This window comes from Achromobacter maghribensis (assembly GCF_057334215.1).
In genome coordinates this window covers 193,216-204,421 of the sequence record NZ_JBHFII010000058.1, presented here as the reverse complement: position 1 = coordinate 204,421, position 11,206 = coordinate 193,216, and the positions used below count along the sequence as shown (strand labels likewise).

Annotated in this window: 9 protein-coding genes; 1 reads left to right on the top strand and 8 read right to left on the bottom strand. The window is 66.4% G+C overall.

Translation table 11 applies throughout. The annotated features are described in order from the left end of the window. Nucleotides 1–8: 8 nt before the first annotated feature. Nucleotides 9–2,105 (bottom strand): TonB-dependent receptor, encoded by a 2,097-nt coding sequence (locus ACE039_RS25785; protein WP_485823684.1) that lies wholly within the window; start codon nucleotides 2,103–2,105, stop codon nucleotides 9–11. A 172-nt stretch (nucleotides 2,106–2,277) separates the two neighbouring features. Here ACE039_RS25785 and ACE039_RS25780 point away from each other — a divergent pair, with 172 nt between their 5' ends. Then, nucleotides 2,278–3,201 carry a helix-turn-helix transcriptional regulator gene (locus ACE039_RS25780; RefSeq protein ID WP_485823683.1) on the top strand — a complete coding sequence of 308 codons (924 nt, stop codon included), beginning with the start codon at nucleotides 2,278–2,280 and terminating at the stop codon, nucleotides 3,199–3,201. Between the two features lie 49 nt (nucleotides 3,202–3,250). On the opposite strand, the gene ACE039_RS25775 is transcribed toward ACE039_RS25780, so the two are convergent. The 7 genes from ACE039_RS25775 to ACE039_RS25745 form a co-directional block, all read right to left on the bottom strand. Further along, nucleotides 3,251–4,156, bottom strand: coding sequence for a LysR family transcriptional regulator (locus tag ACE039_RS25775; protein ID WP_105558329.1), 906 nt, complete (start codon nucleotides 4,154–4,156; stop codon nucleotides 3,251–3,253). A gap of 12 nt (nucleotides 4,157–4,168) precedes the next feature. Beyond that, nucleotides 4,169–4,651 (bottom strand): YajQ family cyclic di-GMP-binding protein, encoded by a 483-nt coding sequence (locus tag ACE039_RS25770; protein WP_006222631.1) that lies wholly within the window; start codon nucleotides 4,649–4,651, stop codon nucleotides 4,169–4,171. Between the two features lie 86 nt (nucleotides 4,652–4,737). Continuing rightward, on the bottom strand, nucleotides 4,738–5,526 hold the full coding sequence (locus ACE039_RS25765; RefSeq protein ID WP_448709532.1) for a heme ABC transporter ATP-binding protein: 789 nt from the start codon (nucleotides 5,524–5,526) through the stop codon (nucleotides 4,738–4,740). Then, nucleotides 5,523–6,521 carry a FecCD family ABC transporter permease gene (locus ACE039_RS25760; protein ID WP_199196866.1) on the bottom strand — a complete coding sequence of 333 codons (999 nt, stop codon included), beginning with the start codon at nucleotides 6,519–6,521 and terminating at the stop codon, nucleotides 5,523–5,525. The genes ACE039_RS25765 and ACE039_RS25760 overlap by 4 nt, the downstream gene beginning before the upstream one ends. Continuing rightward, nucleotides 6,505–7,338 carry a heme/hemin ABC transporter substrate-binding protein gene (locus ACE039_RS25755; RefSeq protein ID WP_105558327.1) on the bottom strand — a complete coding sequence of 278 codons (834 nt, stop codon included), beginning with the start codon at nucleotides 7,336–7,338 and terminating at the stop codon, nucleotides 6,505–6,507. The genes ACE039_RS25760 and ACE039_RS25755 overlap by 17 nt, the downstream gene beginning before the upstream one ends. Nucleotides 7,339–7,348: 10 nt before the next feature. Further along, the gene (locus ACE039_RS25750; protein ID WP_332009162.1) at nucleotides 7,349–8,395 is read right to left on the bottom strand and encodes a hemin-degrading factor; all 1,047 of its coding nucleotides are present in this window, start codon (nucleotides 8,393–8,395) and stop codon (nucleotides 7,349–7,351) included. Nucleotides 8,396–8,472: 77 nt separating this feature from the next. Beyond that, nucleotides 8,473–11,103, bottom strand: a complete 2,631-nt coding sequence (locus tag ACE039_RS25745) for a TonB-dependent receptor (RefSeq protein WP_485823682.1) — start codon at nucleotides 11,101–11,103, stop codon at nucleotides 8,473–8,475. Nucleotides 11,104–11,206: the final 103 nt, after the last annotated feature.

Sequence of the window (11,206 nt, the reverse complement as noted above, 5' to 3'; positions counted from 1 at the left end):
CTCCAGGGTCAGAAGGTGTACGACACGCCGACGCCCAGCGTGCGGCCGCGGGCGGGTACGCCATAGGCCACGCTGGGCGGCGCGAAATACCCATAAAGGTCATACTGCTGGTTCAACAGATTGCTGCCCCAGACGTAGTATTCGGCGCGCCCGTTGGCCAGCCCCAAGCGGGCATTCAGCAAGTGGTAGTCGTCCAGATCAAAGTGGTTCTGCGGGTCGGCGGCGCGCTTGCCGACATACTGGTAGTCCAGCCGGGCATTCAGCACCGGCGCCGACAGCCCCATGAAGGCGGGCATGGCGCGGCGGTACGTAACGCCCAGCGTGCCGCTCCAGCGCGAGACGTCCGGCACGCGGTTGCCGGCTTGCACGTCGCCATCGCCAATGCCTGACACGGTTGTCATGATCTTGGCGTCGATGTAGCTCAAGCCCGCCGTGAAGCCCAGGCCGTTGTCGAGCCGGACGTTGCCCTGAAGCTCCGCCCCCTTGCTGCGCGTGTCGGCGTTGAGCGCGCTGACGACATACGTTGCCGAGTCATACGACAGCAAGTGGTTGTTGCGCACCTGGTTCAAATAGACGGACCCATTCAAGCCGTAGCGTCCGTCGGCGCTCAGAAACTTGAAGCCGAGTTCATAGGAGTTGGTTTCGGCGGCTTTATACGGCGCGCTGTCCGCCGGCTGCGCGGCATAGTCGTTGAAGCCGGCCGGGTTGTAGCCGCGGCCATAACTGCCATACACCGTCGTTTCGGACGTGAGCGCATACGCAAGCGCGATGCGGCCGGTGGTGAAACTGTCGTCGAGCTTGCGGTGGTCTGTCTGGACGCTGCCCCCGCCGTGGTACTCGCCGGCATATGTCTTCTTCACCCATGACTGACGCAGCCCTGTGGTCAGCTTCCACTGCTCGGCGATGGGATAGGTCATTTCTCCATAGACGCCATACCGGTCCGTGTCGAAATCGCGGTACTTGGCGCTGGCCTCGCCGTAGGTATTGCGCGGCGTGTCGTAGGAGCGCGTGGCGTGGGAATACGACAATCCCGTCACCCAGAAGACGTCGGCGCCAGGCAGCGAGGCCAGGCGTAGATCCTGGGTGAACAGATGTTCACGGGCTTCGTCGACGTTCCAGAACTCGCTGGAACCGCGCCCCATGGCGGTTTGCAGACGGCGGTCGTAGACCACGGGGCCGATGTTGTAGCTATCGGTGTAGGCGGATGTCGCCGTCAGCTTGGCGCCGTCGAAACGATGATCGGCCTGAAGGGTGTAGCGTTCGACGGTTTTCTTCGCGTCGTCCAGCAACGACGGGTCCATATCCACCGTCGGGGGCCGGCCGTAGGGCATCAACACCAGTTGCTCGCCCAGGTGCCGGATCTGATGGCGTTCGGCCGAGACCAACGCGCTGGTGCGCGCGGTGATGTCCAAAAGCAGGCTGCCCCGAAAGGCCACGTCGCGCGGCTTGGAAAGCGGCCGGTCGTTGCGGGCGTTTTCGATCCAGTGGTCGGAGCCGCCCGCGCGTATCGCGAAGCGGCCCGCAAGCTTGTCGGTCAGCGGACCGCCGACAGCCGCCTCGGTCAGGAACTGGCGCTCTTGGCCATACTCGGCGCGGGCGTAGCCTTCCCACTCACGGGTGGGGCGGCGCGTGGTCAGGTTGACGGCGCCGGCCTCGCCCATGCCGCCGAACAGCGTGCCTTGCGGCCCTTTCAGCACCTCGATCTGATCGACGTCCAGCGTTCCGATGGAGATGTGGCGCGTCGAGAGGGGGCTGCCGTCGACGTTCAACGCCACCGAGCTGTCGTCCATGCTCATGGGATAGAGCGCGCCGACGCCACGGATATAAATCGTGGATACGTTGGCGCCGCCGGAGGAATTGACGTTCACGCCAGGCGTGGCCCGCAGCACCTGCTCCACATTGAGCATGCGGCGCTCTTCAAGCGTGACGCCGTCCATGACATTGACGGTGTACGGCAGGTCTTTATCGGTCTCGCCGGTGCCGCGCGCATGCACGGTGATGGCGGGCAAGGCCGCCGCCTCGCCAACCGGCTGGGCGTGGACGGGCAGGACAATAGACAGCGCCAGCGTGGGCAGGGAGAGCGCCGGCAAGGCAGGGAATCGCATTGGGGGCCTTTCAGGATGATCGGGGGATTCGGGTCGGATACGGCTGGCCGGGCCGTATTTGCAGGGTCAACACAAATGGATGATAATGATTTCCATTTGTGTTTCCACCCGAATCGGATCAACTCCCCCGATCGGATCACCTTATCTGGTGCGAACCGCCATGAGTTCCGGCATGATCCCGCTGTCCCGCGTTGTCACCGACACGTCGGTGTTGCGTCTTGGCCCCGGCAGCATCTGCCACATCACCCGCGTGCCGCTGCAGGAAGGCGCGCAACTGGTCTATTGGCGCAGCGCCTTCAACGAAACGCTGGACATTCCCTTGCAGGACGACAGCGATTACGTCCACTTCAGCTTCAACAGCCGCATGAACGGCCGCGCCGCCTGCCACTTCGAGCGTTGGGAAGGCGGCCGGGAATTCGCCGTAAGCGAAGGCATGGGCAGCATCAGCTACGGCCCCGGACGGCGCGGGCATTACTGCCAGGAAGGCCGGCTGGACAACGTGACCGTCATGGTCCGGCCGGATGTCCTCAAGCGCTGGACCCACGATGTGGACGGCAGCCTGGCGAGCGGGCTGGCCTCGTCCGCCTGCTTCCTGCACGGCCATGGCGGCGCCGAACTGCAAAGCACGGCGCATCTGTTGGCGCAGACCCTTTCCGGCAAAGGCTCGGCAAGCCGTCACGGGCTTTGGATGCAAGCCCAGGCATTGATGCTGGTGAGTCTGTTCCTGGAATCATGCTCGCGGCCCTTGACCGGCCTGTCGGCCAGCGCCCAACAGCGGATGGCGCGCGTGCACGAACATCTTCTGGCCGATCTGAGCCGGGCGCCCAGCCTGGCCGCGCTGGCCGATGACGCGGGCGTGAGCGTGCCGACATTGGTGCGGGCGTTCCGCCGCCAATACGGATGCAGTGTGTATACCTATTTCCAGTCCGAACGCATGCGCCAGGCACAGGCGCTGTTGCTGCGTGGCCGCTTATCGGTGGCGCACGTCGCGGCGGATCTCGGTTACAGCAATGCCAGCCATTTCACGGCCGCGTTCCGCAAGCAGTTCGGCGTCAATCCGTCATCGCTGCGCGGCGCGAAACGGGCTGCCGCCTGATCTGCCGGCACGGGCAGCCGCCCTTGCGGCTTGCACGCCGTTGCGTGCGTCACCAGCTATTTTCCGATCCCTTCTGGAAATAACCCACCAGGAAATCCACGAACACGCGGACCTTGGCCGACAGGTGATGCCGTTCCGGAAACACCGCGTAGATGTCCGCTTGGGGCAAGGCGTAGTCTTCCAACACGCGCACCAGCCGGCCGCTGCGCAGATAGCGGGCCAGGTCCCATTCCGCGCGTTGCAGGATGCCCAGGCCGGCCAGGCCCCACGTCAGCGTCACTTCGCCGTCGTTACTGCTGAGATTGCCGCGCACCTTCACGGTTTCGCTGCGGCGGCCCTTGGTGAACCGCCACAATCCGTAGGTGGCCTCGTTCTGCCGCAACACGATGCACTGGTGCCGCGTCAGGTCGTGCGGGATGGCCGGGGTGCCGTGCGCTTTCAGGTAAGCGGGAGACGCGCAGACCAGGCGCCGGTTGGGCGCGATCTTGCGGGCAATCAGGCGGGTGTCGGGCAGGTCGCCGAAGCGCACGGCGACGTCGAACGCATCCTGCACGAAGTCGGCGGGGCTGTCCGTCAGCTGCAGCTGCAGCGATACGTCGGGGTATTTTGCGGCGAATTCCGCGATGGCGGGCGCGATGTAGCTGCGGCCGAAGCCCAGCGGCGCGTTGACTTTCAATAGGCCGCGGGGGCTGGCCTGGCGGCTGGCGATCAGCGTATCCAGGTCTTCGATCTCGCCCAGGATACGGCGGGCGCTTTCCAGGTAGACCTCGCCTTCGGCCGTGAGGCTCAGGCGCCGCGTGCTGCGGTTGAACAGGCGCACGCCCAGGCGCGCTTCGATTTGCGCCAGCCGCTTGCTGACGGCGGCCGGCGTGACATCCAGTTCCCGCGCGGCGGCCGACATGCCGCCGGCGCGCGCGAGTTCAACAACGAGTTGCAGCTCCGTGGAATGACCCATGAGCCGGCGGCATCAATCGCGAAAGTTCTCGAACTGCAGGGGCAGGTCGACGTCGGTCTTCTTCAGTAGCGCGATGGCCGTTTGAAGGTCGTCACGTTTTTTTCCGGTGATGCGCAGCTTGTCGCCGTTGATCTGGGATTCCACCTTCAGCTTGGCGTTCTTGATGGCGGCGATCAGCTTCTTGGCCACCGGCTGCTCGATGCCCTGCTTGATGGTCACCTTCTGGCGCGCGCCGCCCAGGTTTTCCAAGGGGTCGGCCACATCCAGGCAACGCACGTCGATGCCGCGGGCGGACAGGCGGCCACGCAGGATGTCGAGCATCTGCTTCAACTGGAATGCGCTGGAGGCAACCTGGGTCACGACGAAGCCCTCCAGTTCGAACTTGGCATCGGTGCCCTTGAAGTCGAAACGGGTGGAAAGTTCGCGGTTCGCCTGGTCGATGGCGTTGGTGAGTTCGTGTTTGTCGACTTCGGAGACGACGTCAAAAGTAGGCATGACACGGGTCCTGTTGAGTAATGGGTGAAATGGGCGAATACCTAGGTATTCGCTATTTTACCGACCCCGCGCGGCCCGTGTCGTGCTCAAGCCGTCAGCACCAGCAGCCGCCCGGGCTGAAGCGGGTGCGCAATCACCTGGGCGTCGATGCCGTAGGCCAGATACAGGTTGGCCGGCGTCAGCACCTGGCCGGGCGTGCCCACCGCGATGCCTCGGCCACCACTAAGCAGCAGCAGGCGGTCACACCAGCGCGCCGCCAGATTCATGTCGTGCAGGATCACCAGTACGCCCGTATTGCCGGCATGCGCCAGTTCCCAGGCGCGGCGCAGCAGGTCGGCCTGATGCTTCGGGTCCAGGCTGGCCGTAGGCTCGTCCAGCAGCAGGTAGCGCGCTTCGCCCGGGGCTCGCGCCGCATGGCATTGCACCAGCACCCGCGCGAATTGCACGCGCTGCTGTTCGCCGCCGGAGAGTTCGGGATAGCGGCGCCCGTCCAGATGCGCCACGTCGGCCAGCTCCAGCGCCTGCGTCACCCAGGCGTCCACCTGGCCGGGCGGCAATTCGGGAAACGGATAGGCCCCCATGGCGACGACTTCACGCACATCCAGATCGAAGGTCAATCCGGGTTTTTGCGGCAACACGGCGCGGCGGCGCGCCTGCTGCCGATGCGGCAACGCGGCAAGCGCGGTGCCGTCCAGGCACGCCTGGCCCGAATCGGGGGTCAGCTCGGCCGCCAACGCGCCCAGCAGGGTCGACTTGCCCGCGCCGTTGGCGCCCAGCAGGCCCACGACTTCGCCCGGCCGGACGTCCAGCGACACCTCGGTCAGGATGCGCGCGCCCCCGCGGGACAGCGTCAGGTTTCGTGCGGCAAGGGTCATCCAATTCTCCTTCCGCGCGCCAGCAGCCACAGGAAGAAGGGCCCGCCCACCAGCCCCGTCACCAGGCCAATCGGCAATTCTGCCGGCACGACCACCGTGCGGGCCGCCCAGTCCGCCAACACCAGCGCCAACGCGCCCGCGATGACGGTGGCGGGCAGCAGCCAGCGGTGGTTGGCGCCCAGGGTCATGCGTACCAGGTGCGGCACCACCAGCCCGACGAACACGATGGTGCCCGTGGCGGCGACCAGCGGCCCGACGATCAGCGCGCTGGCCAGCACCAGCTTGGCCCGCACGCGTTTCAGCGCATAACCCAGATGCTGGGCCTCGCGTTCACCCAGCAGCAAGGCGTTCATGACGCGCCATTGGCTGACCAGCCAGACGCTGACGAGCAGGACCCAGGGGCCCAGGAAAGCCAGCAACGCCCAATTGGCCCCGCCCAGGCTACCCATGTTCCAAAAGGTCAGATCGCGCAGTTGCGCGTCGGTGGCGATGAACGTCAGCACGCCAATCAGACTGAACGCCATCGCGGTGATGGCCACGCCGGCCAGCAGCAGGCCCGCCACGCCCGGCACCCGGCGGCCGACCGCATAGGCGCACAGCGTCGCCAGCAGGCTGCCGATGAACGCCGACGGCGCCGTGACCCAGAACCCGCCCGAAAACAGCACGATGGCGGCAACGGCCCCCAGCGCGCCGCCCGCCGAAATACCGATCAGGCCGGGTTCGGCCAGCGGGTTCCTGAACAGCGCCTGCATGGCCGCGCCCGATATCGCCAAGCCCGCCCCCGTCACCATCGCGAACAGCACGCGGGGCAGGCGGATGTCGATCAGCACATTGCGCCACAGGGCGTTTTCCGGCGTGGCCGCCCCCCATAGCAAGGAAGGCAGTTCGCGCAGCGGAATGGCCACCGCGCCATTGGCGGTGGCCGCCAGCGCCGCCAGCACCAACGCCGCGGTCAAAAGGCCCAATGCCAATGGCGCGCTAACGCGCCATGACATCCGCGACCTCCTTTTTCAGTTCAGTCAGCGCCAGCGGCAGACGCGGCCCCATGCCCAGGATCAGCAGGTCGTCCATCACCACCACCCGCCGCTTGGCTGCGGCCTGCGTGGAGGCAATGCCCGGCAGGCGCAGGAAGGCCTCCATGCCGCCGCCCGCATCCAGCGAGGCCTGCGTCACCACGATCAGGTCGGGCGCCAGCGCGCCGACGGCTTCGGCCGACAGGGGTTTGTAGCCTTGCTGATCGTGCAGCACGTTGACCAGCCCCGCCAGATGCATGACTTCGTTGGCGGCCGTGTCGCGGCCCGCGCCTTGTGGCGACCCGGTCCGGTTGATAAGCAGCAACGCCCGGGCGCGCGTGGCGGGCAAGGCTTCGGCGCGGGCCAGTTCCCGCGTGACCTCGTCCACCATGCGTTCGCCGGCCGGCGCCACGCCCAACGCGTCGGCCACGCCGCGGATACGCGCCTTCAGTGAATCCACCGAGGGCGCGTCCGACACCGTCACGACCCGCACGCCCACGCCCTGCAGGCGTTTGAGCGCGTCCGGCGGCCCCGCCTGCTCCGACGCCAGCACCAGGTCGGGTTTCAGCGACAGCACGCCCTCCACCGGCACGGCGCGGTAATAGCCCACGCGCGGCAGTTTGGTGGCCGCCTCGGGATACAGGCTGGACAGGTCGTCGCCCACCAGCCGGCCGCCCTGCCCCAGGCCGTAGACGATTTCCGTCACGCTGCCGCCCAGCGTCACGACGCGGCTGGGTTCGGCGGCATGCACGCCCGCCGCCATGACCCAGCCCAATGCAATTGCCAGCCACTTTTTCATCAACGGATCCTTAGGCGGCCAAGGGCGCGCCGCACAAGCTGATCATCAATTCGCGCCAGCCGGTCAGCTCGGGCTTGCCCGGTTTGCGTTCGCCGAAGAACTGCACGATCAGGTCGCCATTGGCCGCATACACCTCCAGCGACGTCACCCAGCCATCGGACGTGGGCTTGTTCACGACCCAGGCCGACGCGATGGCGGTGGTGTCCAGGTGCAGGTTGAACTTCGGGTCCAGCACGTTGTACCAGGGGCCGGTGCGGCGCAGCTGCTGCACGGGGCCGCTATGGATCTGGATCATGCCGCGGTTGCCCACGAAGCACATGATCGACAGGCCCGATTCCGCCGCCGATTGCAGCATGCGTTCGACGGATTCCGCCGGCACGGGCTGCGCCAGGTCTTCACCCGCCGCGGCCAGCGCGGCCAGGCGCGTCACCTTGAACTTGCGCAGCAGCGGGAAGAATTCATGCGTGTCCTTCATGGCCAGCCAGGCCTCGCGCCAGCCTGCCGCGTCTTCGACCTGCTGGGCATCGGTGGCGGGGGCATAGGCGGTGGTTTCCGGCCATTGCGGTTCGCCCGCGAATGTCGCGACCAGCGCCGCGTAGGCGGCGGCGTCCGTGGCATCGGTGCGATAGACCTTGTGCACGGCCACGCCGGCGCCGTCGAAGAACTGCAGGCTGTGGCGGCCGTCCTGCTCGACCGCCCAGGCCGACTTCCAGGCGGTGAAGAACACGCGCAGGTCGATGTCCGGCCCCAACACCAGGCCCACCGGACCATCGGCCTGGATGTCCAGGTAGGCGCCGTGGCGTTCGTGCACACACCAGTCGTTGCGTGTCAATGCCATCACTTCGCCCAGCGTGCCGAGTTCGCGGAAGATGGCTTGGGGCGTGCCGTGCAGCGCGGTCGCCTTCACGCCGCCACAACCGGCAGCAACCCATTCCGCTTCGGAGACGCCCAGCGCCTGGGCAAGGTTGCGAGCGCGCAATCCAGGTTGCGCGGCCGCCAATTCATCGTTGCGGATGCGCAGCGCTTGCGCGCGGGAGTTGAAATCTTGGTTCGTCATCGTAGGCCCTCCGGCCAGAGCAGAGCATTCTTGAAAAACCACCGCCAGCCCCGCATGCGGCCGGCGGTGGCGCGAAATCAATACTGGTACGTCAACGACACGCGCACGCTGCGGCCCGGTTCCGTATACCAATCCACCGTGCGCGGCAGCGCCTGGGTCCCCGCGGTCGGCACGTTGATGGCCTCCCAGTATTTCTTGTCGAACAGGTTGAACACGCCAGCCTGCACTTGCAGCCCCTTCACCGCCGCCGGGCGCCAATAGCCCATCAGATCCACCACGCCATAACCCGGCGCCTGGAAGTCGGCATTGGCTGCCGCCGGCGGGCCATCGGGGTATTCGACCTTGTCGCGCTTGAGCGCGGTGGTCAACAGGGCGTCCACCCCCCACACGTCGCGACCGTAGCCCACACCGACGATGGCCTTCAACGGCGCCACCGAATTCAGATGCTGCCCGGTGCCTTCATCCTTGCCCACGGTCCATGCCACCGACCCCCAGGTGCGCCAGCCCGGCGCGAACTTCCAATGCGCGCTGGCTTCCGCGCCGTAGATGCGGACCTTCGCACGGTTGACGTTGCCCGTGATGCCCAGCGGATACTGCCCCGTCCAACCCGGCTGCCACTGCGGCGAGCTCGAGTTCAACGGCTGATTGGCATCGATGAAGTTCTGATAACGATTATCAAACAACGATACCGCACCGCCCAGGTCGTCGCTGCCCATCTTGGCGCCCAATTCCCAACCCTTGCTGGTTTCGGGCTTCAGATAGGGATTGCCCACGCGCAGATAGGTTCCGGGGCCACCGTAGTTGGTGTAGAGCTGGCTGGCGCTGGGCGCCTTGAAACCGTAGGCGTACTGGGCGTACAGGCTCAGTTGCTCGGCCGCTTTCCACGTGCCCAGCAGTTTGGGCGAGAAGCGGCTGCCGCTGTTGGACGGCGGCAAGGCGCCTGCGTTGGGATTGCTTTCGTAGCTGGCGCTGGACTGCGGCTTCTGTTCATAGTGGTCGTAGCGCAGCGCGGGCATGACGGTATAGCGGCCGTCGGCGAAGCTGAATTCGTCTTGCACCCACAGGGCCCACTGGTTGCCCTTGGATTGCGGCACGTCGGCCTGGTTGGTGTGCAGCATGTCGCACGAACGCGGACCGAACAGCGCAGGCAGGCCCGGGCGCAACACGGGGCAATTGTCGTACCCGCTGGAGTTCTGCTCGGTCTTGTTGCCATACCACTCGCCGCCCACCGTCCACAGCTGCGACATCGAGGCGCCGCCCAGCCGTTTGGTAAGTTCGCCGTTCACGCCGAACAGCGTCTGCTGGATGGAGTTGCTGCGACCGTAGGGGCCGCTGGGAAAGCCGTAGCGGAACGGATCGCCCGGGATGATGCCGGCGCGCGAATCCACACTGCGCACGCCGTCCAGGGAGTTGTCCAGCCGCATCCGCTGCCAATAGACGACCGCAGTGGCGGTATCGATCAGGCTGCCTTCGCCGGGCGCCTTATAGGAATAATCGAACGACACGCGCTCGCGCTCGGTTTCCTTCTTGGTGCTGTTTTCGCCGTACAGGTAGCTGGTGCCCGCGCCTTGGTCGTACATGTTGTCGATGTCGGCGCGGCGCTTGAAATATTCGCCCGTCAGGCCGAACCGGTGTCCGCCTTCGACGCGCTGCTGAAGCTTCATCAGGAAGCTCTGTTGGTCATAGTCTTCGGGGCTGGGCTGGCTGCGCTTGGGGCCGTAGCCGCCGACATCACCACGGTTGTCCACGTCGTGCCCGTTGCGCACGCCGGCTTGCACCAGCCAGAACGTGTTGCTGTGGATCTGGCCCGCCAGCGCGGCGTTGGCGCCCCAACTGGCGTCGGCCGAATCGTAGTCGGTCTTGGCCAGCGCGCCGAAGGTCTTGCCGCCGGTCAGCAGGTCGGACGGTTCCAGCGTGTACAGGTCGGCGGTGGCGGACAGCGCGCCCGAGCCGCCGCCGGTCGCGTCGGCGCCGCGCACGATGTCCAGCCGCGACAGGCTGTTGAAGTCCACGGCCTCCAGGCCGCCCTTCACGCCGCGCGCGCCGTCGTCCAGCCACGGCAAGCGGATGCCGTCCACGCGGGTCAGCACGCGGTCCTGATCCAGGCCGCGGATGTTGATGCTGTTTGTCGTCCGGTTGAAGTTCACCCCTGCTTCGGCGCGCTTGCCCAGATCGCTCCAATTCTTGATCTGAAGATCGTCCATCTTCTTGCGGTCGGTGCTGGTTTCCCAGGCGGGCGTCACGACGGCCCTCTCGCCTTCCACCTGCACCGGAGTCAGCAGCGTCACGCCGGGTTGCGGCGCCGCCAGCAACACGAAGACCCCGGCGCTGCGCTCGTTCACCGCCAGCCCGCTGCCGGCCAGCAGCCGCTCGAAGCCATCACGCACGGAATACGTGCCCTCCAGTCCGCCGGAACGGCGTTGCCCCACCAGCGCGGCGTCGAACAGCACCGTCACGCCCGCGCGGTCGGCGAAACGCGGCAATGCCTCGGCAAGGGGGCCGGCCGGGATGCGGTAGCTGCGCGCGGCGGCTTGCCCCGACGCCTGCGCGGAGGCCTGCGCTTGCACGGTGGCTATCGGCAACATGGCACCGGCGATGGCGGCGAAGGCCAAGGCTGCATGTACGGCGCAAGTCAGGCGGGTCAACCGGACCTGCGCGTCCGGAGCGTTTCGGGAGCCGCTTGCGCGGCCGGCGGGAAGATAAGCCATGGTCGTCCTTTCGATCCAACGGGTATCGGCATTCGTTTGCCTATACAGACCATGACCCTCGTGAATCGCGAATCGGACAGCTTGGGCGTCACTATTTTGTAAC

What these genes read in the sequence shown, in the direction of transcription:
- ACE039_RS25785 (WP_485823684.1), bottom strand. Translation starts at nt 2,105, where the DNA reads ATGCGATTCCCTGCCTTGCCGGCGCTCTCCCTGCCCACGCTGGCGCTG.
- ACE039_RS25780 (WP_485823683.1), top strand. Translation starts at nt 2,278, where the DNA reads ATGATCCCGCTGTCCCGCGTTGTCACCGACACGTCGGTGTTGCGTCTT.
- ACE039_RS25775 (WP_105558329.1), bottom strand. Translation starts at nt 4,156, where the DNA reads ATGGGTCATTCCACGGAGCTGCAACTCGTTGTTGAACTCGCGCGCGCC.
- ACE039_RS25770 (WP_006222631.1), bottom strand. Translation starts at nt 4,651, where the DNA reads ATGCCTACTTTTGACGTCGTCTCCGAAGTCGACAAACACGAACTCACC.
- ACE039_RS25765 (WP_448709532.1), bottom strand. Translation starts at nt 5,526, where the DNA reads ATGACCCTTGCCGCACGAAACCTGACGCTGTCCCGCGGGGGCGCGCGC.
- ACE039_RS25760 (WP_199196866.1), bottom strand. Translation starts at nt 6,521, where the DNA reads ATGTCATGGCGCGTTAGCGCGCCATTGGCATTGGGCCTTTTGACCGCG.
- ACE039_RS25755 (WP_105558327.1), bottom strand. Translation starts at nt 7,338, where the DNA reads ATGAAAAAGTGGCTGGCAATTGCATTGGGCTGGGTCATGGCGGCGGGC.
- ACE039_RS25750 (WP_332009162.1), bottom strand. Translation starts at nt 8,395, where the DNA reads ATGACGAACCAAGATTTCAACTCCCGCGCGCAAGCGCTGCGCATCCGC.
- ACE039_RS25745 (WP_485823682.1), bottom strand. Translation starts at nt 11,103, where the DNA reads ATGGCTTATCTTCCCGCCGGCCGCGCAAGCGGCTCCCGAAACGCTCCG.